This window comes from Azonexus hydrophilus (genome assembly GCF_905120355.1).
Classification (GTDB): Bacteria; Pseudomonadota; Gammaproteobacteria; order Burkholderiales; family Rhodocyclaceae; genus Azonexus.
The window spans coordinates 15,770-39,163 of record NZ_CAJHOB010000017.1 but is presented as its reverse complement, the minus strand read 5'-3'; the positions used below and the strand labels follow the sequence as shown (position 1 = coordinate 39,163).

General features: G+C 62.7%; 21 protein-coding genes, 1 other RNA gene and 1 riboswitch. Of the genes, 9 read left to right on the top strand and 13 right to left on the bottom strand.

What is annotated here, in order from left to right:
• Position 1: 1 nt before the first annotated feature.
• From JYJ39_RS12415 to JYJ39_RS12405, 3 genes are read right to left on the bottom strand one after another with little or no spacing between them, the layout of a single operon-like run.
• Positions 2 to 772: a BPSS1780 family membrane protein gene (locus JYJ39_RS12415; protein ID WP_205204741.1), complete on the bottom strand. Its 771-nt coding sequence runs from the start codon at positions 770 to 772 to the stop codon at positions 2 to 4.
• Positions 773 to 781: 9 nt separating this feature from the next.
• Complete coding sequence (locus JYJ39_RS12410; protein WP_205204740.1) at positions 782 to 1,111, bottom strand: DUF2782 domain-containing protein; 330 nt, start codon at positions 1,109 to 1,111, stop codon at positions 782 to 784.
• Between the two features lie 30 nt (positions 1,112 to 1,141).
• A complete protein-coding gene (locus JYJ39_RS12405; RefSeq protein ID WP_240189654.1) occupies positions 1,142 to 1,846 on the bottom strand; it encodes a TIGR00730 family Rossman fold protein in 705 nt (234 codons plus the stop codon).
• A gap of 27 nt (positions 1,847 to 1,873) precedes the next feature.
• Here JYJ39_RS12405 and polA point away from each other — a divergent pair, with 27 nt between their 5' ends.
• The gene (gene polA / locus JYJ39_RS12400; RefSeq protein ID WP_205204736.1) at positions 1,874 to 4,585 is read left to right on the top strand and encodes a DNA polymerase I; all 2,712 of its coding nucleotides are present in this window, start codon (positions 1,874 to 1,876) and stop codon (positions 4,583 to 4,585) included.
• A gap of 34 nt (positions 4,586 to 4,619) precedes the next feature.
• On the opposite strand, the gene cobC is transcribed toward polA, so the two are convergent.
• The 3 genes from cobC to cobT are packed head-to-tail and all read right to left on the bottom strand — an operon-like array spanning position 4,620 to position 6,993.
• Positions 4,620 to 5,153 (bottom strand): alpha-ribazole phosphatase family protein, encoded by a 534-nt coding sequence (gene cobC, locus JYJ39_RS12395; RefSeq protein WP_205204734.1) that lies wholly within the window; start codon positions 5,151 to 5,153, stop codon positions 4,620 to 4,622.
• A complete protein-coding gene (locus JYJ39_RS12390; RefSeq protein ID WP_345890788.1) occupies positions 5,150 to 5,911 on the bottom strand; it encodes an adenosylcobinamide-GDP ribazoletransferase in 762 nt (253 codons plus the stop codon). Before JYJ39_RS12390 ends, cobC begins: the two co-directional genes overlap by 4 nt.
• A complete protein-coding gene (cobT, locus tag JYJ39_RS12385; protein WP_205204732.1) occupies positions 5,908 to 6,993 on the bottom strand; it encodes a nicotinate-nucleotide--dimethylbenzimidazole phosphoribosyltransferase in 1,086 nt (361 codons plus the stop codon). Before cobT ends, JYJ39_RS12390 begins: the two co-directional genes overlap by 4 nt.
• A gap of 68 nt (positions 6,994 to 7,061) precedes the next feature.
• A riboswitch (cobalamin riboswitch) is annotated at positions 7,062 to 7,251 on the bottom strand.
• Positions 7,252 to 7,345: 94 nt separating this feature from the next.
• On the opposite strand from cobT, the gene JYJ39_RS12380 reads away from it, so the two are divergent.
• The gene (locus JYJ39_RS12380) at positions 7,346 to 8,254 is read left to right on the top strand and encodes a SphA family protein (protein ID WP_240189653.1); all 909 of its coding nucleotides are present in this window, start codon (positions 7,346 to 7,348) and stop codon (positions 8,252 to 8,254) included.
• Positions 8,255 to 8,266: 12 nt separating this feature from the next.
• Entirely contained in the window at positions 8,267 to 8,815 is a 549-nt protein-coding gene (cobU, locus tag JYJ39_RS12375; RefSeq protein ID WP_205204730.1) for a bifunctional adenosylcobinamide kinase/adenosylcobinamide-phosphate guanylyltransferase, read from the top strand.
• A gap of 6 nt (positions 8,816 to 8,821) precedes the next feature.
• Here cobU and JYJ39_RS12370 read toward each other — a convergent pair whose 3' ends face one another.
• The 3 genes from JYJ39_RS12370 to JYJ39_RS12360 all read right to left on the bottom strand — a co-directional run bounded on the left by JYJ39_RS12370 (position 8,822) and on the right by JYJ39_RS12360 (position 11,532).
• Entirely contained in the window at positions 8,822 to 9,364 is a 543-nt protein-coding gene (locus tag JYJ39_RS12370; protein WP_205204728.1) for a hydrolase, read from the bottom strand.
• Positions 9,358 to 10,977, bottom strand: coding sequence for a sensor domain-containing diguanylate cyclase (locus JYJ39_RS12365; protein WP_205204727.1), 1,620 nt, complete (start codon positions 10,975 to 10,977; stop codon positions 9,358 to 9,360). Before JYJ39_RS12365 ends, JYJ39_RS12370 begins: the two co-directional genes overlap by 7 nt.
• 135 nt (positions 10,978 to 11,112) lie before the next feature.
• Entirely contained in the window at positions 11,113 to 11,532 is a 420-nt protein-coding gene (locus tag JYJ39_RS12360; protein ID WP_205204726.1) for a ProQ/FINO family protein, read from the bottom strand.
• Positions 11,533 to 11,732: 200 nt separating this feature from the next.
• On the opposite strand from JYJ39_RS12360, the gene rapZ reads away from it, so the two are divergent.
• The 3 genes from rapZ to JYJ39_RS12345 all read left to right on the top strand — a co-directional run bounded on the left by rapZ (position 11,733) and on the right by JYJ39_RS12345 (position 14,338).
• Positions 11,733 to 12,575 carry an RNase adapter RapZ gene (rapZ, locus tag JYJ39_RS12355; RefSeq protein ID WP_205204725.1) on the top strand — a complete coding sequence of 281 codons (843 nt, stop codon included), beginning with the start codon at positions 11,733 to 11,735 and terminating at the stop codon, positions 12,573 to 12,575.
• Positions 12,572 to 13,189 (top strand): flavin prenyltransferase UbiX, encoded by a 618-nt coding sequence (locus JYJ39_RS12350; protein ID WP_205204724.1) that lies wholly within the window; start codon positions 12,572 to 12,574, stop codon positions 13,187 to 13,189. Before rapZ ends, JYJ39_RS12350 begins: the two co-directional genes overlap by 4 nt.
• Positions 13,190 to 13,351: 162 nt before the next feature.
• The gene (locus tag JYJ39_RS12345) at positions 13,352 to 14,338 is read left to right on the top strand and encodes a diaminopimelate dehydrogenase (RefSeq protein WP_205204723.1); all 987 of its coding nucleotides are present in this window, start codon (positions 13,352 to 13,354) and stop codon (positions 14,336 to 14,338) included.
• 75 nt (positions 14,339 to 14,413) lie between these two features.
• Here the strand turns inward: JYJ39_RS12345 and JYJ39_RS12340 are convergent, their stop codons facing one another.
• Positions 14,414 to 15,235: a formylglycine-generating enzyme family protein gene (locus tag JYJ39_RS12340; RefSeq protein ID WP_205204720.1), complete on the bottom strand. Its 822-nt coding sequence runs from the start codon at positions 15,233 to 15,235 to the stop codon at positions 14,414 to 14,416.
• A 214-nt stretch (positions 15,236 to 15,449) separates the two neighbouring features.
• Between JYJ39_RS12340 and JYJ39_RS12335 the strand changes: the two genes are divergently transcribed.
• From JYJ39_RS12335 to JYJ39_RS12325, 3 genes are all read left to right on the top strand, one after another.
• Positions 15,450 to 15,719 carry an HPr family phosphocarrier protein gene (locus JYJ39_RS12335; protein WP_205204718.1) on the top strand — a complete coding sequence of 90 codons (270 nt, stop codon included), beginning with the start codon at positions 15,450 to 15,452 and terminating at the stop codon, positions 15,717 to 15,719.
• Between the two features lie 3 nt (positions 15,720 to 15,722).
• Positions 15,723 to 17,459: a phosphoenolpyruvate--protein phosphotransferase gene (gene ptsP, locus JYJ39_RS12330; protein WP_205204715.1), complete on the top strand. Its 1,737-nt coding sequence runs from the start codon at positions 15,723 to 15,725 to the stop codon at positions 17,457 to 17,459.
• A gap of 110 nt (positions 17,460 to 17,569) precedes the next feature.
• The gene (locus JYJ39_RS12325) at positions 17,570 to 19,870 is read left to right on the top strand and encodes a TonB-dependent receptor (protein ID WP_240189652.1); all 2,301 of its coding nucleotides are present in this window, start codon (positions 17,570 to 17,572) and stop codon (positions 19,868 to 19,870) included.
• Positions 19,871 to 19,943: 73 nt separating this feature from the next.
• On the opposite strand, the gene ssrA is transcribed toward JYJ39_RS12325, so the two are convergent.
• The 3 genes from ssrA to JYJ39_RS12310 all read right to left on the bottom strand — a co-directional run bounded on the left by ssrA (position 19,944) and on the right by JYJ39_RS12310 (position 23,388).
• Positions 19,944 to 20,274, bottom strand: a transfer-messenger RNA (tmRNA) gene (gene ssrA / locus JYJ39_RS12320).
• 20 nt (positions 20,275 to 20,294) lie between these two features.
• Entirely contained in the window at positions 20,295 to 20,816 is a 522-nt protein-coding gene (locus tag JYJ39_RS12315; RefSeq protein ID WP_205204713.1) for a hypothetical protein, read from the bottom strand.
• A 16-nt stretch (positions 20,817 to 20,832) separates the two neighbouring features.
• Complete coding sequence (locus tag JYJ39_RS12310; protein ID WP_205204711.1) at positions 20,833 to 23,388, bottom strand: diguanylate cyclase domain-containing protein; 2,556 nt, start codon at positions 23,386 to 23,388, stop codon at positions 20,833 to 20,835.
• Between the last annotated feature and the right edge of the window lie 6 nt (positions 23,389 to 23,394).

The following is a 23,394-nucleotide window of genomic DNA, read 5'->3' as shown; positions in this document are numbered from 1 at the left end:
TTCAGGCTCCGGGAAAAATGTCGCGATAAGACGCGTAAACCGCTGCCGAGGCGATCGGCAGCAGCAAGAGCATGCCGATGCCGACCGGCAGCAGGGCAAAAAAGGCGGCAATCGAAAGCAGGATGCCGAAAATGATCATTACCAGCCAGTTCTTGGCGCCGGCAGCGAAGCTGGCTTTCATGGCGTCGGTTGCGGTCATGCCATGAAAGTACACTAGCGCCGGTGCAAACCAGGTGGCCATGATGACCGGTGTGGACAGGATGATGACCAGCAGGCCGGTGAGCAGCATGCTGCCCAGGGCAATGCTCAGGCCGGCGACACTGCCGACCATGCCGCCGCCAATCAGGCCGCTGCTGGCCAGCAACATGGCCAGCAGGGCGATGCCGAAGACGCCGCAGGCAAAAAACACGCCGACCATCACCAGCTGTCCCGCCTGATGGCGAAAACCAGCGAACAGTTCGGCGATCTGGGGTTCCTTGCCTTCGGCAATGCTGCGCGAGATCTGCAGCATGCCGGCACCGAATACCGGCAGCAGCAGGTGCAAGGCGATCTGCCCGAACAGCGGCGGCAGGGAAATGGCCGTGATGCAGACCAGGAGCAGGACGCTGCTGCCCAGCCAGATTCCCGGATGGGCAATGAACATGGTCCAGCCCTGGGTCAGCCACTCGAAACAGGCACCGGCATCGACCGACTGGCTGACGCCCTTGAACGGGGTGGGCGGCACGGGGAAGTTGGGCCCGGACTCACCGTCGCGGGGATCTTGTTCGCGCATGGGCAGCAGTTACCAGCTGTGGATGATCCACATGGGCGGGCTGACCGGGTGCGGGTTGATCTCGCTTTCGATCATCACGCCGTTACCCTGGCGGTCTACCAGATAGTAGGGCTTGCCCACTGCCGGCGTGACCTTGACCATGTAAAGCCGGCCGCTGATCCGGTATTCCTCCCGGGTTTCCTTTTCGTTTCTGACGATGGTCACCTGGGGTTCCAGGGCTGCGTCGAAGGGCTCCATTTCCGGCGGTGGCGGCGGCACGGCAGGCAGAGGTTGGGCATCACCCGGCTGGGCCCAGACGGGGAGAGCGATGAGGCAGGCGAGCGATAGGAGGCGGCGCATGATTTTTCCTTGGCAAGACGCGCGATTCTATTACAGGTTGAGGAGCGGGTCGCGCTCGCCCGGGGGAGTCAGGAAGGAAGAGTGCTCATAGTGTTTGAAAATTGCCTCGACTACGGCTTTCGGATCATCGATAAGCTGGATCAGGTCCATGTCTTCGGGGGCAATCATCTTCTCACGCACCAGCGTGTCGCGGAACCAGTCGATCAGGCCGCGCCAGAAGTCGGAGCAGACCAGGATGATGGGTATGCGGTTGGTCTTGCTGGTCTGGATGAGGGTCAGTGCTTCCAGAAGTTCGTCCAGGGTGCCGAAGCCGCCGGGCATCACCACATAAGCGCTGGCAAAACGCACGAACATGTACTTGCGGGCGAAAAAGTGGCGGAAGGTCTGTGAAATGTCCTGGTAGTGATTGCTTTGCTGTTCGTGCGGCAGCTGGATATTGAGGCCGATCGAGGGCGATTTGCCATGGAATGCCCCCTTGTTGGCCGCTTCCATGATGCCGGGGCCGCCGCCGGAAATCACGGCAAAGCCGGAATCGGACAGGAGACGGGCGATGGTTTCGGTCAGTTCGTAATAGGGCGTGCCGGGAGCGGTGCGCGCCGAACCGAAGATGCTGACTGCCGGTTTGATGGCGGCCAGGCGGTCGGTCGCCTCGACGAACTCTGACATAATGCCGAGAATTCGCCAGGATTCTCGCGCTCGTGCACTCTTGCGCAGCGCCTCGACTTCGGCGCCCATTACCAGCTTTTCACATTCGGTCATGCCATGCCTTTCTTGTTGTTGGTGGACGGCTCGTCCTATCTTTACCGCGCCTACCACGCGCTGCCCGATTTACGCAGCCCCGGTGGCGAACCGACCGGCGCCATCTACGGCGTTCTCGGCATGCTACGTCGTCTGCAGGCTGACTACAAGGCAGACTACAAGGCGGTCGTCTTCGATGCCAAGGGCAAAACCTTCCGTGATGAATGGTTTCCCGAGTACAAGGCGCATCGCCCGCCGATGCCGGATGACCTGCGCGCCCAGATCGAACCCATCCATGCTGCCATTACCGCTGCCGGCTGGCCGGTGCTGACGATCGACGGTGTCGAGGCCGATGACGTCATCGGCACGCTGGCCCGACAGGCCGAAGCCGCCGGCATGGATACGCTGATTTCCACCGGCGACAAAGACTTGATGCAACTGGTCAGTCCCCGTATCCGCTGGTACAACACCATGAGCGAGGAACTGCTCGATGCGGCCGGTGTGGAGGCCAAGTTCGGTGTGCCGCCGGAAAAGATCGTCGATTATCTGGCCCTGGTGGGCGACGCGGTCGATGGTGTGCCGGGGGTCAGCAAATGCGGCCCGAAAACTGCCGTCAAATGGTTGAGCGAGTACGGCACGCTGGAAAATCTGGTGGCGCATGCCGACGAGGTCAAGGGCGTGGTTGGACAGAACCTGCGGGCGCACCTCGATTTTCTGCCGTTGGGCAAGAAGCTGGTGACCGTGGTCTGCGATCTGCCGGATCTGCCGGCGCCGCAGCAACTGGTGGCCAGCCCGCCCGACCGCGAGACGCTACATGCCCTGTACAGTCGCTACAACTTGCGCTCCTGGTTGCGCGAGCTGGAAGGGGCCGCGCCGGAAGCTGCGCCGGCCCCGGCCCAGGAAGTGCCGGCACCCATTGCGGTGCATTATGAGTGCATCCTTGATTGGTCTGCTTTTGACCGTTGGCTGGAGAAGATCCAGGCGGCCGGGCTGACCGCGCTGGATACCGAAACCACCGACCTTGATCCTTTTGCCGCGCGCCTGGTCGGTTTGTCGGTGGCTGTCACGCCGGGCGAAGCAGCCTACATTCCGCTGGCGCACGCCGCACCGGGCACGCCGGAGCAGCTGCCGCTGGCGGCTGTTCTGGAAAAACTCCGGCCCTGGCTGGAGAGCGCGCAGCACAGCAAAGTGCTGCAGAACGCCAAGTATGACCAGCATGTGTTTGCCAATCATGGCATCGCGCTGGCCGGTATTGCCCACGACACCATGCTGCAGAGTTATGTGCTGGAGGCAGGTCAGTGGAACGGTGCGGCGCACAGTTTCGACGCCCTCAGCCAGCGCCATCTGGGGTTGACGCCGATCAGTTATGAAAGCCTGTGCGGCAAGGGGGCCAAGGCGATCGGCTTCGCCCAGGTGGCGTTGGAGCAGGCCACGCCCTATGCAGCTGAAGATGCCGATTTCACCCTGCGTCTGCAGCAGCTTCTGCAGCCCAGGCTGGCGGCGGAGGCGGCGCTGCAGTCGGTGTATGCCGACATTGAAATGCCAGTGCGGCAGGTGATCTGGCGCATGGAGCGTAATGGCATTCTGGTCGATGCCGGCACACTGGCCCGGCAAAGCCATGAACTGGGGCAGAAGATCCTCGAGTTGGAACAGCGTGCCTTCGAACTTGCCGGGCAGCCGTTCAACCTTGCCTCGCCCAAACAGCTGGGGGAAATCCTGTTCGGCCAGCTGGGGCTGCCGGTCAAGAAAAAAACAGCCGGCGGAGCGCCGTCGACCGATGAAGAGGTGCTGTCCGAGCTGGCACTGGACTATCCTCTGCCGAAGCTTCTGCTCGAACACCGCAGTCTGGCCAAGCTGAAAAATACCTATACCGACAAGCTGCCGCGCATGGTGAATCCGCAGACGGGGCGTGTGCATACGAATTTCTCGCAGGCGTCGGTGGTGACCGGCCGGCTCGCGTCCAGCGACCCCAATCTGCAGAACATCCCGGTGCGCACCGAAGAGGGGCGCCGAATCCGCACGGCCTTCATCGCGCCGCCGGGCAGCCGCATCGTGTCCGCCGACTATTCGCAGGTCGAGCTGCGCATCATGGCCCATCTGTCCGGCGACCCACGCCTGTTGCAGGCGTTCGCGCAGGGCGAGGACGTGCACCGTGCCACGGCGGCCGAGATTTTCGGCATCACGCCACTGGAAGTCGGCCCTGAGCAACGCCGTGTGGCCAAGAGCATCAACTTCGGCCTGATCTACGGCATGAGCGCCTTCGGTCTGGCCCGTCAACTGGGATTGGAGCGCAGCGCCGCGCAGACCTATATCGACCGTTATTTCGCGCGTTATCCCGGCGTGGCCCGCTACATGGAAGAGGCGCGTGCCAGTGTGCGCGAAAAAGGCTATGTCGAAACCGTCTGTGGCCGCCGCCTGTGGCTGCCGGAAATCCGTTCCAGTCAGGCCATGCGGCGCCAGGGCGCGGAGCGGGCGGCGATCAACGCCCCCATGCAGGGGACGGCTGCCGACCTGATCAAACGCGCCATGATCGCCGTGCAGGACTGGCTGGAGCGTGAACGTCTGAACACCCGTCTGGTCTTGCAGGTGCACGACGAACTGGTGCTGGAAGTGCCGGACAATGAACTCGCCAGCGTGCGCGAGCAGTTGCCGCGCCTGATGACGCAGGTCATGCCGCTCAAGGTGCCGCTGGTGGTCGAGTTGGGCGTGGGGGCGGACTGGGAAGCCGCGCACTGAGGCGGCTGCGGGCCAACGGGTCCGGCCCGGCGCTTCAGTCGCCGGGGGGCAGTACCATCCGGGTCAGGCTGCCGTAGGCCGCTGCTGGTTGCTGCAAGACCTTTTCCAGCGGCTGGCCGCTGGCACGGCTGTGCAGGGTACGAATGATGCCGGCGTGGGTGACAATGATGTGCGCACCGGGAGGAAGCTCCGCGAGAAAGGCATTGACGCGGGCACTGAGACGGGCGGGCGATTCGCCGCCGGGCGGTGTGTAATACAGGAGGTCGGCGGCCCAGGCATCGATTTCCTGGCGGGGAATGTCGTCCCAGGCCCGTCCTTCCCAGTCGCCGAAATCGATTTCCTGCAGGCGCTCGTCCACTCGGGGCTGCGGGTGCAGATGCCCGGCCAGAAGGCGGCAGCGCTGCAGCGGGCTGCTCCAGACCGGGGCGCCGGCTGGCAACAGGGCGCGCAGGGCGGCGGCAATCGGCAGGGGGTCTTCGGCGGCAACGTCGAGCCGGCCATAGCAGACACCCGGAGCGATCAGCGGGCGTGGATGACGGATCAGGTAGAGCGTGTGGGATGCGCTCATTGTGGCCACTGCGCCAGTACGCCGAGATAAAAGGCAAGTTCCGCGATCTGTTGGGTGGCGCCCAGGCAATCGCCGGTGTAGCCGCCCAGCCAGCGCTGGAATTTTCGTGCCAGCCAGAAGCTGGCGAGGGCGGCCAGCAAGAGGCCGGAGAGTGCCTGCGGCCAGGGCAGCAGGGCTAGCGGCAGCAGGCCGCAAGCCAGAGCAAAGACGAGCGGGCCTGGCGCCAGACGGGTGGCCAGCGGTTTGGCCTTGCTGTGCGCATCTTCACGTGCGTAATCGAGCGCCGCCAGCAGGCTGGCGGCGCAGGCGCGCGACAGAGTGTGGCCGGCGAGCAGGATGGCGGGCAGCAGGGCGGCCGGCTGCGCCGCGAGCAGCGCGAACTTGCCGCTCAAGGCCAGCCACAGGGCAATCGCGCCATAGTTGCCGAGGTGGGAGTCCTTCATGATGGCCAGGATACGTTCCTTGTCCCAGCCACCACCCAGACCATCGACGGTGTCGGACAGGCCATCTTCGTGAAAAGCACCGGTCAGGTAGATGCTGCTGGCCATCGACAGCAACAGGGCGACCTGCGCTGGCCAGACCTGCGCTGCCAGCAGGTACACCAGTGCGGCCAGACTGCCGATCAGCGCGCCAACGGCAGGAAACCAGCGGATAGCGGCCTGCAGCCCGGCGGTGGAATGTCCGACCCAGGCCGGCACCGGCAGGCGGGTGAAGAAACGTACGGCCGCCAGGAAGTTTTCCAGCTCGCGGCGAATCACGGCTGGTTTTCTCCGCTGGTTTTGTCGCCACACACGCCGGCACTGTCAAAACTTGCCATGTCATTGAGGAAATTGACCGCTGCCTGTGCCAGCGGCAGGGCTAGCGCGGCACCGCTGCCTTCGCCGAGACGCAGGCCGAGGTCGAGCAGCGGCTCTGCCTGCAGGGCGGCCAGCTGCGCCTGGTGCCCGCTTTCGGCGGAATGGTGGCAGAACACACAGTAATCGCGTACAGCCGGTGCCAGCTGGACGGCCACCAGCAGGGCCGAGGTGACGATGAAACCGTCGATGAGCAGCAGTATGCGCTGCTCGGCCGCGGCCAGGATGGCGCCGGTGAGCATGGCGATCTCGAAACCGCCGAATTCGGCCAGTACCCGCAGCGGCGCGTTATCGCCGCCGTCTGCCCGGTAACGTTCGAGGGCACTGGCCAGCAGGCGCTGTTTGCGTTGCAGGCCGGCATCGTCGAGCCCGGTGCCGCGGCCGATGCAGTCCGCCAGGGGAGTGCCGGTCAGGCAGTGGGTGATGAGCGAGGCGGCGGCGGTGTTGCCGATGCCCATTTCGCCCAGCCCCAGCACATTGCCGCCGCGGGCGGCGTAGTCGCGCACCAGTTCGGCGCCACGCGCCAGGGCGGCGGCGCACGCTGCGCTACTCATGGCGGGGGCGTCGATGTAGTTGGCGGTGCCCCAGGCCTGCTTGGCATCGATCAGGCCCGGGCGCGGGCCGAAATCGTGGGCCACGCCGGCATCGACGACCGCCAGGGACCAGCCGTTCTGGCGGCAGAAGACGTTGATGGCCGCGCCGCCGGCAAGAAAATTTTCCACCATTTGCCAGGTGACTTCCTGCGGGTAGGCGGAGACGCCCGCTTTGGCCGCGCCATGGTCGCCAGCGAACACCAGCATCTGTGGTTGCCGCAGCTGGGGCGTCAGGCTCTGCTGGATCAGGCCGATCTGCAGTGCCACCTGCTCCAGTGCGCCGAGGGCGCCGAGCGGCTTGGTCTTGCGGTCGATCTTGTGCTGCAAGGCGGCCGCCAGCGACGGGTCGGGGCGGGAAATCGTAAGCGCCGGGAGGGGTGACGAGGAAAGCATCCGTTTCTCCAAAAGTAAAAAGGCTTTGCCCCCGCGTCGGCGACGCAGCGGCAAAGCCCTTGTCCATAGGCTTGATTCATTTTCCGTCAGGTCTTCTGGCTTCTGGATCGTTCCCTGACTGCGTCTTCCCGGAGGGTCTGTTTCCCCTCGTAGTGACATCGTGCAGTCAAAGTCCCCAGTTACAGCGGCGGGCCCGCCCCGGAATTGCCACGCTAGCGGCGCACCGGGTTCCGTGATGGCGGAAAGCGGGCATTATCGCGCATCTCAGGGCGGAATGCAGCAAGTGCCGGGCGCATGCGACAATCTGCCTCCTACGGCGCGACAACAGCACCGGGGTGCAGGTAAAACACACATGAAGAGAGAGGATGTCATGAACAAGATGGGGTTGATTGCGCTGGCCGCTGTGCTGGCGAGTGCGCCGTTGAGCGCCAAGGAAGGCGGCGACCAGTATCCGAATGGGGCCGAAAACTGGTTTGCCGGGGCCATGCCGCCGCCGGGTAACTATTTCCTCAATTATTTCGGCAACTGGTCGGGTACCTTGCGCGATGGGGATGGGCACACGGTGCGTCCAGCGGGCAAGAAGGTCCGCATGAACGCCACCTTCGACGCCCTGCGCTTTGTGCAGATGACCCCGCAACAGCTATGGGGTGCGCAGTACGGCTGGAGCGTCATTCTGCCCCTGGTCAGCTTGTCGATGGACACGCCGGCAGGCAAGGACCGGCGCACCAGCATCGGCGACGTGACGCTGACCCCGCTGATTCTTGCCTGGCATCGCCCGCAGTGGCATTACGTGTTGGGACTGGATGTCAATCTGCCGACCGGCGCCTTTGACCGCAACGCCCATCCGGGGCGCAATCTGGGGGCCAATTACACCAGCGTCGAGCCGATTTTTGCCCTCACCTACCTGAATTCTCAGGGTTGGGAGGCGTCGGCCAAGTTCATGTACAACATCAAGACGCGTAATCGCGAAACCCACTACCAGTCAGGGGATGAGTTTCATATGGATTACCTGCTGGGCAAGCATTTCGGACCCTGGTCGGTTGGTGTGAGTGGTTACTACCTGAAGCAAGTCACGGATGACCGGCAGCGTGGGCGCAAGGTGGGCGATGGCAACCGCGGCCAGGTCTTTGCTTTCGGGCCGTCGGTGAAATACGAAACTGCCGGCAAGACCCAGCTGATCTTCCAGTGGCAGCATGAAACCCAGGTCGAAAACCGCTTCGGTGGCGACAAGGTCTGGTTCAAGCTGATCACGCCACTCTGAGGGGCGCTCGCGATGCGTCATCTGATTCTCGGGGGAGCCCGTTCCGGCAAGAGCCGGCTGGCGGAAACGCTGGCTATGGAGAGCGGCGAACGGGTGGTTTACATCGCCACGGCCCAGAGCGGCGACGGCGAGATGGCGCAGCGCATCACCCACCACCGGGAGCGCCGCCCGGCCCACTGGGGGTGCGTTGAAGAACCGCTTCATCTGGCAGCCACGCTCGCCAGTCAGGCCGCCCCCGGGGTTTGCCTGCTGGTCGATTGCCTGACCCTGTGGTTGTCCAACCTGCTTTTCGCCGGTGCGGCGGCGACTCAGGCAGAGGCCGGTCAGGCACTCGACTGCCCCGTGTTCAGCGGCGAAACCGAGGCCTTGTTCACCGCCCTGCCGACACTACCCGGCCGCATCATCCTGGTGTCGAATGAAGTCGGTTGCGGCATCGTCCCCATGCACCCGGTGTCGCGCCGCTTTGCTGACGAGCAGGGACGCCTCAATCAACGGCTGGCGGCGGTCTGCGAACGGGTGACGCTGGTGGCGGCGGGCTTGCCGCTGGTGCTGAAAGGCTGACGCGGCCTATTTGATGAGCGGCAGAAGCTGGCGGAATTCTTCGCTGGCAGCCCGGTGCAGCCACTCGAACAACACCATCTCGGTTGTGACGACTTGCACGCCGCAGGCGCGCATGCGGTCGATTGCCGCCTGCCGGTTTTCCGCTGTGCGTGAGGACGCGGCATCGGCGACGAGAAAAACCTGAAAGCCCGCCGCCAGCAGCCCCAAGGCGCTTTGCAGGACGCAGACGTGGGTTTCCGTGCCGCAGATGATGATCTGCGGGCGGCCGCTGGCGCGCAGCAGATCGAGCACACCCGGCTCGGCAGCGCAGGAGAAATGCACTTTCTCGAAAAACTGCGCCGCGCTGGCGGCCGCACGGATGGCCGGCAGGCTCGGTCCCAGGCCCTTGACGTACTGTTCGGACACAAAGGCCGGCACCGTCAGCAGGCGGGCCGCTTCGAGCAGGCGCACGGCATTGCGCGTCACGGTGTCGTTGTCATGGATCGCGGAAGCCAGTTTTTCCTGGATATCGACGATCAGCAGCTGGCAATCGGTACGGGAAATCAGCATGGTGGCCCCGGAGGTAGTGGATGGGCCGTCGATGTTACCCCAGGCAGTGCGCTCGCGACGCAGTTGCGGCCATTCTGCTTGGCCTGGTAGAGCGCCTGGTCAGCGGCAGCGAGCAGTGCGCAGGCACCTTCTTCTGCTTCCGGAATGCAGCAGCTGACACCAATACTGATGGTGACGCAGGAGGCGCTTGGCGAGTCCGCGTGTGCCAGCTGCAGATCGGCGACCGCCTGGCGTAATGCCTCCGCCAGTATGTTGGCGCCGCTCAGGTCGCAGTTGGGTAACAGGCAGACGAATTCTTCACCGCCGTAGCGTGCCAGCAAATCGTGGGCTCTGCCGGGTTTGCCGCTCAGGGTCTGGGCTACCGCCCGCAGGCACTCGTCGCCCGCCTGATGGCCGTAGTGGTCGTTGTAGCGTTTGAAGAAATCGATGTCGATCATCAGGATCGCCAGCGGCAAGGCTTCGCGCCGGCAGTGACGCCACTCGGCCGTCAGCGCCTCGTCAAAGCGGCGGCGGTTGGCGATGCCCGTCAGGCCATCGCGGAACGCCATGGCCTGCAGGGCGTTACTCTGGGCCTGCAGTTGCTGGTTCAATTCTTCCAGGACGTGGTTCTTGTCGCGCAAAATTCGCTCATTTGCCCGCTGTAGCTGTCGATTCTGCCGTCGTCGCCGCTGCGTCAGACAGAGCCCGAGGCTGCTGCTGCCGGCAAGCAGGGAGTAGAGCAGCAACTGCTGCCAGAGGCTGCGCCACCACGGGGCATAAAGGTCTTCGCGGTTGCGGCTGGCAGCGATCAGCATGGGAAAATCGAGGTGTAGCTCGGGAGCCCGCAGGGTCTGGATGAACATGACCCGCTGCGCGTCGCTGCCAGGCAAGACGCCGCTCAGATAATTGCTTGTGGCACTGCTCTCGATGTGGCGCTGGAACATGCTGCCGGCGCCCAGAAGATTGTGGCCTCTGGGAACGGGCAGCTCGGGCAGCATGAGAAACAGCTGACCATTGCCATGCGTTGCGGCAATCCACATGTCGGGGGCGTAGATGACCGATTGCAGCTGTTGCGACAGACGCTCTGGATCAAGAGTGCTGACGATGACGCCGGCCAGTTTGCCGCGGGCGTCGTTGATCCTGCTCGACAGGCTGATCGACCAGCTGCCCAGCGCGGTGGTGTAGGGCGGGCTGAGGTAGAGCGTGGCGAGATCATCGCTGTGCTGTGGTAACTGGAAATAGCTGTGGTCGTGAAAGTTCATCCCGATCAGCTCGTGGCGGCTGCTGGCGATGACCGCACCGCTGGCGTTCAACAGCGACATGCTGCGCACGCCGGGAATGACCTCGGCAAACCCTTGTAGGCGGCGTTCGACGAAAGGCATGGGGTTCACTCCCCGTGCCTGGGCAGTGTGCAGTTCGTTCTGCAGGTTCAGATGCGCGCGGCGAATGCTGCTGAACCGGCTGAGCAACAGATCGTGAATGACCTGGGTCTGGGTGGCGAGCCGATTTTCTTCGCCGTGCGCGATGCTGCGGCGGTCGGAAAGGAGTGAAAACGCGAGGAAGCCGGCCAGTAGGGCCAGATTGGCGGCCAGAAACAGCCACTCCCCGCGTGTGCTGCGAAAAAATCGACGCACGAAATCCCGCATCCGCCCTCACTCCATGCCTGTGCTAGTGCTGCGCGAGTACGGACGCTGCCGCTCGCGTTGTGCAAACGTGCCACAGTGTGGCAGGCAGAGCAAGCGTGCGCAGAGGTTTGCCTGCGGGAAGGCTTATTTGCGCCCGAATTTTTCAGTCAGGGCGAGCAGCTTTTCCTGTTTGCGGCTTTCGGCACGCGCGGCCTGTTCTGCGGCTTTACGTTGCTCGGCCTGTTTCTTGAAGCGTTCCTTGAGCAGCTCGCTGGCGTGCTGGCGATTTTCATCGGTGACATCGCCGGCGGGGCTGCCGTCAAGATTCAGGCGCTGTGTGCCTTTTTCCATTTCCTTCAGGTAGCGGGTGGTCATGGTGTGGCTGCGCATGGCCAGGCGTACGGTCTTGCGGCTCAGGTCAGGCAGAGCCGCGAACAACTGCTTGTCGATGCCGATGGCGAGCGGGCTGAAATCACGGAATACCGGGTAACGGGTTTGCAGGTCTTTCAGTACGCTGCGGGTATCGACGGATTTTTCCTGCGCGGGAGTGGTGTTCTCGGTCATGGACAAGACGCGAATGAAGGCAAATGAGGCTGCCGAGTTTACCATGGGGCAGAAAATAGCCGGTAAAAAACAGCCGCTTGGCAGGGCATGTCCGCACTGCTGCGGTTTGGTGAAGCAGGCGGTTGCGGGGATAATCAGCCGCAGCGGTGCGGCAGGGTCCGCGCAACATGGATTTATCCCAGAAGAGAGGTCAAAGGACGATGGAACTGGTGCTGATCAGCGGTTTGTCCGGCTCAGGCAAGTCGGTGGCTCTGAATCTGTTGGAGGATGCGGGTTTCTACTGCGTCGATAACTTGCCGGTGGTGATGCTCACCGTGCTGATCGACATGCTGCGCCAGGAGAAAATCAGCAAGGTGGCGGTAGGTATCGACGCGCGCTCGGGCGACGGTATCGAGCTACTACCCGAGCGGTTGCGGCAGCTGGAGAAAAACGGTGTGCGCTACAGTTTCCTGTTTCTGCAGGCTGGCGAAGAAACGCTCATCAAACGCTATTCGGAGAGCCGCCGCCGGCATCCCCTGACGACGGAAAGCCGGACGCTGGAGGAGGCCATTCGCCGGGAAAGCGAATTGCTGGCGCCGCTGGCCGAGTTGGGGCACCGGATCGATACCAGTGACCTGAAGGCGAACGCCCTGCGCGACTGGGTGCGGCAATTCATCAGCGGGACGGGTGAGGGCGGCCTGACGCTGCTGTTCCAGTCGTTCGGCTTCAAGCATGGCTTGCCGCTCGATGTCGATCTGGTGTTCGATGTCCGCTGCCTGCCCAATCCCTTCTACGATCTGGCGCTGCGTCCGCTGACCGGGCGCGATGCGCCGGTGATCGCCTTTCTCGAGGCGTCCCCGGATGTATTGCGGATGCGTCGTGACATTGCCCGGTTCGTGGCCGATTGGTTGCCGAGTTATGTCCGCGACAACCGCAGCTATCTGACCGTGGGTATTGGCTGTACCGGGGGGCAGCACCGCTCGGTCTATCTGGCGGAAACGCTGTGCCGGGAATTTGCCGGTCAGGCGCCGCGGGTGCTGGTCCGCCATCGGGGGCTGGCATGACTGCCCACGCACCGGTGTGCCTGGCGTTGACGGGCGCCTCCGGTCTGGCCTATGGCTTGCGTCTGCTGGAATGTCTGCTGCGGGCAGAGCGGCCGGTGCAGCTGGTGTATTCGCAGGCGGCACAGATCGTCGCCCGCCAGGAGCTCGATCTGGAATTGCCCAGTCGTCCGGCAGAGGCACGGGCCGCGCTGCTGGCTCGCCTGCCCGGCGTGCCGGCGGAACTGCTGCAGGTCTTCGGGCGTGAGGAATGGTTCGCACCGATTGCCTCCGGCAGTAACCCGCCGCAGGCGATGGTGGTGTGTCCGTGCACCATGGGTACGCTGGCGGCGATTGCCCAGGGCTTGTCGGACAACCTGATCGAACGGGCGGCCGATGTGGTGCTCAAGGAAGGTCGCAAACTCATCCTGGTGCCGCGGGAAACGCCGTTTTCCGTGCTGCACCTGGAAAACATGCTGCGTCTGGCGCGCGCCGGCGCGGTGATCCTGCCCCCCAGCCCCGGTTTCTATCAGCGACCGCAGAGCGTGGCGGAGATCGTCGATTTCGTGGTGGCGCGGGTGCTGGATCAACTGCAGGTGCCACACCGCTTGCTTGCGCCCTGGGGCGAAGGCCGCTGAACTCTTCCGGCGGCGCTGTGGTGGCGGCGGGCCAAAAAATTGCGCCCGGCCAGTACGCTGCGCTGGTGTGGCGTGGCGGGGGAGGGTGTAATATCTTTCGCCCTTTGCCGTGGCGCTGCCACGCGCGGGCGTGACTGCAACCTCTCACTCAGGATACAAAATATGAGTACGCAAATCCGCATTGGTATTGCCGGTTACGGCAACCTCGGCCGTGGCGTCGAAGCCGCCCTGGCCAAGAACCCCGACATGCAGCTGGTCGGCATTTTCACCCGCCGGGCGCCGCAATCGCTGACACCGGCAACTGCCGGCACACCGGTACATGCACTGGCCGACATCGGCCAGTTCAAGGACAAGATCGACGTGCTGATCCTGTGCGGCGGTTCCAAGGACGATCTGCCGCAGCAAGGACCGCTGCTGGCAGCCCAGTTCAACACCGTCGACAGCTTCGACACCCATGCCGCCATTCCCGAATACTTCGCCGCTGTCGATGCGCAGGCACTGGCAGCGAAGAAAACGGCGCTGATTTCCATCGGCTGGGATCCCGGCATGTTCTCCATCAACCGCCTCTATGGTGAAGCCGTGCTGCCGGCGGGCGAAACCTATACCTTCTGGGGCAAGGGCGTCAGTCAGGGGCATTCGGATGCCATCCGCCGCGTTCCGGGGGTCAAGGCCGGTGTGCAGTACACCCTGCCGTCGCCGGCGGCGATCGAAGCCGTTCGCAGCGGTAGCTGCCCCAGCCTGACGACACGGCAGAAGCACACGCGTGAATGTTTCGTGGTGCTCGCGGAAGGCGCCGATGCCAAGGCGGTGGAAGCGGCGATCGTCACTATGCCGAACTACTTCTCCGATTACGACACCACGGTGAACTTCGTCAGCGAAGAAGTGCTGCAGAAGGAACACGGCAAGATGCCGCATGGTGGATTCGTGATCCGTAGCGGCAGCACCAGCGCCGAGCACAAGCAGGTGGTGGAGTATTCCCTGAAACTCGACAGCAACCCGGAATTTACCGCCAGTGTGCTGGTGGCCTACGCTCGTGCTGCCTTCAGGCTGAATCAGCAAGGCCAGATCGGCGCCAAGACGGCTTTCGACGTCGCACCAGGTCTGCTGTCGATCAAATCTGCGGCCGAATTGCGCAAGGAATTGCTGTGATGCTGTGCCGAGCTTGGCCCATGCCATTTGCCGGCAGGCCGATTCACCCACAAAGCCAGGTTGAACCTGGCTTTTCTATTGTTCGCCTTGGCGCGTGCTGAGTCTGGGCACTTCGCGCACCAGGCGGAAGCCGATGATGTCGTAGCGCACGCTGGGACGGCAGTGCATGTGGCGCTTGCTGCAGCGGGCAAAATGGCCGTCGTGTGACCAGGCCCCGCCACGGACCAGACGGCTGGGGCCGGGCGCATCGAAGCGTGGATTGTGGCGTCGATGTTTGCTGTAGGCGTCCGCTGCGTAAATGTCGGACACCCATTCCCAGACATTGCCAGACATGTCGTGCACGCCCAGGGCATTGGCGGCGAAACTGCCGACCGGAGCGGTGCCCGGCCAGGGTGACGTTGCCTCGCCGCCGATGTGGGCATTGTGCGGGCTGATGTGCTTGTCCGCGGTGCCGTATTTCACCGCCTGGCCACCGCCGCGGCAGGCAAATTCCCATTCGGCTTCGCTGGGCAGGCGGAAAACTTCCCCGCTACTGCGGTTCAAGCGGTGGATGAAGGCGTCGATTTCGGTCAGCATCACGCTTTCCACCGGGTGATTTTCACCGTGCGCATACTCGGCCGGGTTGTCTCCCATGACGCGTTGCCATTGCCCCTGGGTAACCTCGTATTTCCCCAGGTAATAATCATCCAGACATACCTCGTGGACGGGCACCTCATTGTGTTCGCCATCGCCAAAGGTATCGCCCATCAGGTAGCAATCTCCCTTGATCAACACGAATTCCATGCCGCTGCCGGGCTCGATCCAGGTGTCTGCTAGTGTGGCGCCGGCACGGGCCCCGGGGGCAAGGCACAGGGTGGACAAGACAATGCTGGCGGCTAGGGAAAAGCGGGCAAACATGCGGGCTCCGGGCAAAGGGGTGTGCGGAGTATCCCTGCTTTTTCGCTGCAAATGATGTGTTTTCATGGGTTTGCATGAAAATCAGAAAAATCTGATGAACGGATTTGTGCCACCGCGTGCGCCAGTGCATTGCGCTTTGTGTGCAGTCCGGTGGCTGAGCGGTGGGGTATGCAATGTAGAATTTACCGTTCTTCAACCGATTCGATACCGCGCCATGCTTACCCAGGAAACCCAGATCATCAACAAACTCGGCCTGCACGCCCGGGCCTGTGCCAAGCTGACACAACTGGCCAGCAAGTTTTCCTGCGAAGTATGGCTGACAAAAGGGGAACGGCGGGTGAACGCCAAGAGCATCATGGGGGTGATGATGCTGGCAGCGGGCAAGGGCTCGCTGGTGACGCTGGAAACCGAAGGCGCCGATGAACAGGAGGCCATGACCGCGCTGCTGGCCCTGATTGCCGATTATTTCGGCGAAGGGGAGTAGGCGATGAGTTTTACCCTGCACGGACTGGGCGTCTCGGCGGGCATCGCCATTGGCCGGGCGCACCTCATTTCGCAGGCGACGCTGGAAGTGGCCCACCTGACCCTGGCGCCACGCCAGGTCGATAAGGAAATCGCCCGCTTCGATGCTGCCGTCGACGCCGTCAGGAAGGAATTCCTGGCGCTGAAGGAAAATGCCGAACATGCGCCGCCCGAGTTGAGTGCCTTCATCGATGTGCACCTGATGTTTCTCGCCGATAGCGAACTGTCGGCCAAACCGCGCGAGATCATTCGCGAACGCCGCTGCAACGCCGAATGGGCGCTGGTACAGCAGATGGAATATCTGGTGGCGCAGTTCGACCAGTTCGAGGACGTTTACCTGCGCGAACGCAAATTTGATGTCGTGCAGGTCGTGGAACGGGTGGTCAAGGAACTGCTCGGCCATCCGGCGCGTGCTTCATTCAAGGCCGGCAAGGCTGCTCGGGAAGAGGCGCTGATCATCGTTGCCCACGATCTGTCGCCGGCCGATACCATTGCCTTCAAGGATCAGCGCTTTGCCGCCTTCATCACCGATGTTGGCGGGGCAACTTCGCACACTTCGATTCTCGCGCGCAGCATGGCCATTCCGGCGGTGCTCGGCCTGGAGAACGGGCGCGCCCTGATTCGTGATGGCGAGCAGCTCATCGTCGATGGCATGCGCGGCATCGTCATCGTCAATCCTGACGTGCGTGTGCTGGAGGAATACCGGCTGCGCATGGAGCAGATCGAGCTGGAAAAAAGCAAGCTGCGCCAGCTCAAGAATTCGCCGACGCAAACGCTGGACGGCGAAGCGATTGCCCTGCACGCCAATATCGAACTGCCGGGTGACGTCGCCGATGCACTGGATGGTGGCGCCGAGGGTGTCGGTTTGTTCCGGACCGAATTCCTCTTTCTCAATCGCGGCGACATGCCGGACGAAGAGGAACAGTTCGAGGCCTATAAAAAGGTGGTCAAGGGTATGGGAGGGCGACCGGTCACCATCCGTACCTTCGATCTGGGGGCGGACAAGGATCTGCATCCGGAGGCCAGCAGTCGCGTCAAGACCAATCCGGCGCTGGGTCGGCGGGCGATTCGTCTGTCACTGTCCGAACCCCGGATGTTCCAGATCCAGCTGCGCGCCATCCTGCGCGCCTCCCGCTTCGGGCCGGTGAAGCTACTCATTCCCATGCTGGCGCATGCACATGAAATCGATCAGACCCTGGCGGCGGTGGAGCAGGCCAAATCGAGCCTGCGTGGCGAGAAAATCGCCTTTGACGAACAGATTCCCGTCGGCGGCATGATTGAAATTCCGGCGGCGGCGCTGGCCATCGGCCTCTTCCTGCGGCGCCTGGATTTTCTTTCGATCGGGACCAACGACCTGATCCAGTACACCCTGGCCATTGATCGTTCCGATGAGCAGGTGGCCGCTTTGTACGACCCGCTGCATCCGGCGGTGCTGATGCTCCTGGCGCATACCCTGAGCAGCGCCGAAAAAGTCGGAATTCCGGTTTCCGTCTGCGGGGAAATGGCCGGTGACCCCAAACTCACCCGCCTGCTGCTGGGCATGGGGCTACGGATTTTCTCCATGCATCCGTCGCAGATCTTGAAGGTGAAAAGTCGGATTCTGAAATCGGATCTTTCCGAGCTGACCTCGGCGGTGCGTCGCCTCCTGCGCCTCGAAGAACCAGCAAAATTGCGGGATGCGCTGGAAAAGCTGAACGCCTGAGCGCACAAGGTGGTGCCAGGCTGCGCACGGGGTGCGACGATTTGCCGCATTCCTGCGCCGGCCTCACTCGCCGACAATCCCTCCCATTTTGAAAACAGGGAGGGATCCTCATGCGTTACCGTATTCAGCCGCTGGCAGCGGCCATTGGCCTGGCCTTTTCCGCCGCCGCCTGGGGGCAGGCAGAAACGACGTTGAAGGAAGTCGTTGTGCAGGATGCGCGTGAGCGCACCGAGGGGAGCACCACCCGTCTCGGTGGTGATAGCCTGAAACCGCAGGGGGCGCGCACCAGCGATGTCGCGCAGATGCTGCAGGACGTCCCTGGGGTCAGCTTCTACGGTGCCGGCCAGGTGTCCAGCCTGCCAGTCATTCATGGTCTGGCGGATGACCGGCTGCGGGTCAAGATCGATGGCATGGATCTGATCGCCGCCTGCCCCAATCACATGAATCCGGCTTTGTCCTACCTCGATCCCAGCCAGGTCGATACGCTCACCGTCTACGCCGGCATCAGTCCGGTCAGCGCGGGGGGGGATTCGATTGGCGGCAGCATCATTGCCGAAACCAAGGCGCCTGAATTCGCAGCCCCCGGCACCGGTCATCTGCTCAAGGGCGAAGTCGGCAGCTTCTACCGCAGCAACAACGATGCGCGTGGTGCCAACGCCAGCGCCACTTTTGCCACCGAAAACATCAACCTGAGTTATACCGGCGCCTACAGCAAGGCCAACGATTACGTTGCCGGCAAGAATTTCAAAGATTACACCGCCACCGGCCGCGCCGGGAAGCGTCTGGGCCGTGATGTGGTCGGTTCGACTGCCTACGAAACGGCCAACCATACCCTGGGTATGGCGGTACGTAACGCCAACCACCTGTTCGAGGTGAAGTTTGGTTACCAGAACATGCCGGAACAGCTTTACCCCAACCAGCGCATGGACCTGCTGGATAACGAACAGAAGCGGGTGAATCTGCGCTGGCTGGGTAAATATGACTGGGGGCAGATGGAGGCCCGCGCGTATCACGAGACGGTCGATCACTTCATGGATTTCGGGCGGGATAAACGGTTCTGGTATGGCAATGCTACAGGTGGCCCGGGAGCGCTTGATCCAGTGCCCTGTGGTGCCATGAGCTCAGCCTGCGCCCAGGGCATGCCGATGAAGACAGAAACCCGGACCACGGGGGCCAGCCTCAAGGCCGACATCAAGCTGGGTAATAACGATCTGCTGCGGGTGGGTAGCGAGCTGCAGCGCTTCCGCCTCGACGATTGGTGGCCTGCCTCCGGCGGTGGCATGTGGCCCGGTACTTTTGTTAACATCAACGACGGAGAACGCGACCGCAAGGCGGTTTTTGTCGAGTGGGAGACCCAGCACAGTGAGCGGTGGACGACTTTGCTGGGCTTGCGTTACGAGCGGGTGAGCATGGATGCTGGCGCGGCGCGTGGTTATAACCCAACTTCAAACGGTGCGGCGCCCATGTTTAATTATCAGCAACGGGATGGCGATGCCTTCAACGCGAGTGACCGTTCCCGTCATGACAACAACTGGGATTTCACTGCGCTGACGCGTTATCAGGCAAGTTCCGCCTTCGATATGGAATTCGGTTTTGCGCGCAAAACCCGTTCGCCCAGCCTCTACGAAACCTATCCTTGGTCGACTTGGCAGATGGCAGCGCTAATGAATAATTTCGTTGGCGATGGTAACGGCTATGTCGGCAATCTCGATCTCGATCCTGAAAAAGCCTACACGCTGTCGGCCACCTTCGATTGGCACAATGCCGACCGTAGCCGCGAGCTCAAGCTGACGCCGCACTACACCTACGTGGATGATTACATTGACGCCGTGCAGTGGAACGGTGCCGCGAATGCTGCGCGTACCGTTTTGTTGCGTGACCAATTCACTGTACTGCGCTACGACAATCATTCAGCGCGCCTTTACGGTATCGATTTGTCCGGGCGGATGTCGATCGGCAAGAACTCACTGGGTGATTTCGGGGTGAAAGGCCTGGTGAATTACACACGGGGCAAGAACCGCAAAACCGGTGACGACCTTTACAACATCATGCCGCTCAATGGCAAGCTGACCCTGACCCAGAAACTGGCGGGCTGGGACAATGCTTTGGAAATCATCGGTGTTTCCGCCAAGCGCAAGGTGTCCGAAGCGCGCAATGAGATGAAGACGTCCGGCTACAGCTTGGTCAACCTGCGCTTCAGCCATGCCTGGAAGCAGGTGCGCCTCGATTTTGGCGTTGAAAACCTGTTTGATCGTTACTACGAGATGCCGCTGGGAGGGGCCTACCTCGGCCAGGGGACGACGATGTCGGCGAGTGCGAACAACGTGCCGAACGGTGTGGTGCCGCTGTGGGGCACGCCGGTTCCTGGTATGGGCCGCTCCCTCTACGCCGGTATCAACGTCAAATTCTGACCTGATCCGCAGCAAAACGCCCCGGTCTGCACGCGCAGCCGGGGCGTTTTGCTGTGTGCGTGGTATGTAAACGTGACGACGGGGACCGAAGTCCCCGCCGGCTGTCTTGGGTAATAAGGCTTCAGCGGCCCCAGCTGTGCCGATTAGGCGGCAACAGCGAAACGCTCATCGTTGGCGTTTATGGTTTTGCGCGAATTACGTTCGTCGCCTTTCGGGTTGCCTGCGCACCTTTGCCCGCCCTGTCGAAGCCAGTACACCCCCATCGCAAGGGCACTCAGCGAATGCCCTTGGGTGGAGGTGAGGGGAATCGAACCCCTGTCCAGAACGCCTCCAGATTGCCGGAATTACAACCATGCCTCCCATTATGGGGATGGGGGCGGGGGATTTCAAGGCTTGTTGCGGGTTTTAGGTGTTACCAGGGGTTTCAATGCCCACACCAACGGGGCTGATACTGGAAATCCAAGGCGGCGCGCAGTTTCTCCGGTGCGGCATAGGTCGAACGTACGCGCCGGCTGCTGCCGTCGAACAGAACATTGAAACGGGCGGGTTCGTTCCAGTCGTCACAATAACGCCATTCCCACACCAGCTCGTCGCGGGCCTTGAAATAGACGGTCCAGGCAGGATAAGGCGGTCCGATGACGCGCAACACCTCCTCTTCGCTCATGCCCGCCTGAATTTTGGCGAAATGGGCGCTGTTCAGCACATTTTTGCGCTCAATCAGCACGTGTTCGGCATTGGTGCGGAAAAACCAAGTGTGGTAGCCCATCGGGCCGGTCGGGTAGACCAGGGTTTCGCCGCCGCTGGCTTCGCTCCAGCGTAGCGCGGGCGGCCCCAGGCGCTGCTCGATGCGGGTCGTGGTGCTTTGCCCTGGTTGCAGGGCAGAGTCGCCGTAGGTGGCGCAGCCGGTCAGGACGAGGCAATAGAGAAGACAGAGGGTAAGGCGCATGGTCCGATCTCCAGAGTCATAGTTCGCAGACGCAATTGCGCCCGGACGATTTGGCGATATAGAGGGCCTGGTCGGCACGCTGCATGGCTTGCGGCAGATCATCCGTGTCGTGCGCGGGGAAGAGGGTGATGCCCAGGCTGGCGGTGACGTTGAAGGTGTCTTCCGGTCCTTCGACCGGGGTGTCGGCAATCGTCTGGCGTAGCCGCTCGGCCAGTTGTCGGGCGCCGGCGAGGGTGGTGCTGGGCAGCAGGATCATGAATTCTTCGCCACCCAGACGACCGGCGGTATCAGTCGTGCGCAGCAGTTGGCGGGTGATGCCGGCGACCTGCACCAGCACCTGATCGCCGACGGCGTGGCCCCAGGTGGCGTTGACCCGCTTGAAATGATCCAGATCGAACATGACGAGGGTGCCGCATTCGCCACCGTAACGGCGCCAGCGCTGCAGTTCGTCTTCGCAACTCTGGATGAAGCAGCGCCGGTTGGGTAACCCGGTCAGGGCGTCGGTGGTGGCCAGACGTTCAAGCAGGCGTTCGCGTTCCTTGTATTCGGTGATGTCCTGATAGATGAGCAGGTGGCCGCTGGGCGTGTGCTGGGTGTTGATGGCAATGGTTTCGTGGATGAGGGTGCGGCCATCGCTCAGCTGCAGGGTGCGTTCGTCGTCGGTGTGCGGGGAGGTGTCGGCGAGATGGGGCGCCAGGTTCGAGCGCACTTCGGCGAGCGTCCGCCCGTGCAGATTCTCCGGCGAAAATGCCTGACCGAACAGCGTGGCCAGCGTCTGGTTGCTGTGGCTGATCCGGCCCTGCGTGTCGGCGACCAGGATGCCGGCCGGAAAGCGGTCGATCACCACGGCCAGGCGCTGGCTGGTGGCCGCCAGGGCTTCCTGGGCATAGTGGCGGGCCGTGTTGTCGAGCAGGCTCCAGATGACCTGGGTTTCCTGGCGCGGCAACTTGAGCAGCGTGCCGTGGATGGTGCACCAGCGGATGCTGCCATCCTGGTGGCGTAAGGGGTATTCGGTTTCCAGCTGGGTGTCGCGCACCAGTTGCGTGTAATGGCGTTCGAAGTTGAGGTAGTGGGCTTCGTCCAGGTGGATCATGCGGAAATTCTGCCCAACCATGGCATCGCGGCCATGGCCGAGCAGGCGGCTGACCTGGCGGTTGATGTAGGTGATCTGACGGCCGGCACCGGCGATGGCGATGGCGGTGGCGCTGTTGTCGAGCAGGGCGCGCCGGAACTGGGCCGAAGCCATTTGCGGCGTGATGTCGGTAAGGACGACGATTGCCCCCTTGCGACCATTTGTCTGCGGTGTGGCGTTGATCGAGATCCAGCGCGGCTGGCTGATTTCATCGTCGATTGGATGCAGGCCGAGGGTGAGTCCATCAATGCGTTCCTGCCCCGACCAGGCTGTTTTCGCCAGTGCGTCGGTCGGGGCAACGGGGGTGCCGTCCTTGTCGGTGAGGCGGGAAGTCAGGCGGGGGGTGTCCAGATTGGGCAGGCAGCTCTTGCCGTCGGTCAGAATTTCGGCTGCGCGGGTGTTGCAGCCGGTGATGTTGCCCTCGGCATCGACGATCATGACGCCGACGGGCAGTGTTTCGAATACCGTGCGCAACGTCTGTTTCTGGTTTTCCAGGCGCCAGAAAAGGGCGGCGATCCAGAGCGAGGCGAAGACGAGCAGGACGCTGCCGAGGGCGCTGCGGATACGGCTCGTGCGGATGGTGGCTTCGACCGGCGCGAGAATGGGGGCGGAAGCCAGGCCTATGACCAGATTGAGGCCGAATTGGGGGAGTTTGCGCCAGCCGTAGAAACGATGCGTACCATCGACCTGCCCTGAAATATCGTAATTCCCCTGCAGCGCTGCGTCTGTCTGGAGGAAAGGGCGGCTGGCCGGCAGCGTCGTCCCCAGGACGTTTTCCAGGTGGCTGGTGCGGGCGAGGTAGTAGCCGTCATCGCGCACGAGAAGTGCGGTGTCTTCCGGGTGCACCGCCAGTTGTCCAAGCAGGGAAGCGAGATAGTTGGGCGAGAGCGAGAGGACAATGACGCCCTTGAAGTGGCCGGCAGCAAGGATCGGGTACGAGAACTGGATCGACCAGCGGCCGGAAACGCGCCCCTTGACCGGTTTGCTGATATGCAGGCGGGGGTTGGCAGCCTGTTGGTGAACCTGGAAATGCTCACGGTCGGCAATCGAGGCCGGCGCCTGCCCGGGAGGTGTGCCGAGGCTGGAATAGCGGACCCAGCCCTGGGCGTCAGCAATGGCGATCTGAACGATGCTGTCAGGAGGGTGGTCGGAAATCATGCCCTGTGCCAGTCGATGGAAATCGGCCGGGGGTTGCATGCGGTATTCCCTAGCCAGCGTCTGCAGGATGTAATCGAGATGCTGTGCCAGCATGGCCATTTGCTGGGCCATGGCGTCGGCCGACTGCGCCGCCCGGATTTCGGCCTGCCGCGCAATGTCGGCCCGCATCTGCTGATGATTGATGCTGAGTGACCACCAGTAGCCAGCCAGAAAAGACAGCATCAACAGCAGGGAGAGACCGACGAAGACGGTGCGTAGCTGGCGGGATGGGGATGAAAGCATGGGCGG

Coding starts and splice junctions, on each gene's coding strand:
- JYJ39_RS12345 (WP_205204723.1), top strand. CDS start 13,352: ATGAGTACGCAAATCCGCATTGGTATTGCCGGTTACGGCAACCTCGGC.
- JYJ39_RS12335 (WP_205204718.1), top strand. CDS start 15,450: ATGCTTACCCAGGAAACCCAGATCATCAACAAACTCGGCCTGCACGCC.
- JYJ39_RS12370 (WP_205204728.1), bottom strand. CDS start 9,364: ATGCTGATTTCCCGTACCGATTGCCAGCTGCTGATCGTCGATATCCAG.
- polA (WP_205204736.1), top strand. CDS start 1,874: ATGCCTTTCTTGTTGTTGGTGGACGGCTCGTCCTATCTTTACCGCGCC.
- JYJ39_RS12360 (WP_205204726.1), bottom strand. CDS start 11,532: ATGACCGAGAACACCACTCCCGCGCAGGAAAAATCCGTCGATACCCGC.
- JYJ39_RS12315 (WP_205204713.1), bottom strand. CDS start 20,816: ATGCGCCTTACCCTCTGTCTTCTCTATTGCCTCGTCCTGACCGGCTGC.
- JYJ39_RS12350 (WP_205204724.1), top strand. CDS start 12,572: ATGACTGCCCACGCACCGGTGTGCCTGGCGTTGACGGGCGCCTCCGGT.
- JYJ39_RS12325 (WP_240189652.1), top strand. CDS start 17,570: ATGCGTTACCGTATTCAGCCGCTGGCAGCGGCCATTGGCCTGGCCTTT.
- JYJ39_RS12340 (WP_205204720.1), bottom strand. CDS start 15,235: ATGTTTGCCCGCTTTTCCCTAGCCGCCAGCATTGTCTTGTCCACCCTG.
- cobT (WP_205204732.1), bottom strand. CDS start 6,993: ATGCTTTCCTCGTCACCCCTCCCGGCGCTTACGATTTCCCGCCCCGAC.
- JYJ39_RS12310 (WP_205204711.1), bottom strand. CDS start 23,388: ATGCTTTCATCCCCATCCCGCCAGCTACGCACCGTCTTCGTCGGTCTC.
- JYJ39_RS12410 (WP_205204740.1), bottom strand. CDS start 1,111: ATGCGCCGCCTCCTATCGCTCGCCTGCCTCATCGCTCTCCCCGTCTGG.
- JYJ39_RS12415 (WP_205204741.1), bottom strand. CDS start 772: ATGCGCGAACAAGATCCCCGCGACGGTGAGTCCGGGCCCAACTTCCCC.
- cobC (WP_205204734.1), bottom strand. CDS start 5,153: ATGAGCGCATCCCACACGCTCTACCTGATCCGTCATCCACGCCCGCTG.
- JYJ39_RS12405 (WP_240189654.1), bottom strand. CDS start 1,846: ATGGGCGCCGAAGTCGAGGCGCTGCGCAAGAGTGCACGAGCGCGAGAA.
- rapZ (WP_205204725.1), top strand. CDS start 11,733: ATGGAACTGGTGCTGATCAGCGGTTTGTCCGGCTCAGGCAAGTCGGTG.
- cobU (WP_205204730.1), top strand. CDS start 8,267: ATGCGTCATCTGATTCTCGGGGGAGCCCGTTCCGGCAAGAGCCGGCTG.
- JYJ39_RS12380 (WP_240189653.1), top strand. CDS start 7,346: ATGAAGAGAGAGGATGTCATGAACAAGATGGGGTTGATTGCGCTGGCC.
- ptsP (WP_205204715.1), top strand. CDS start 15,723: ATGAGTTTTACCCTGCACGGACTGGGCGTCTCGGCGGGCATCGCCATT.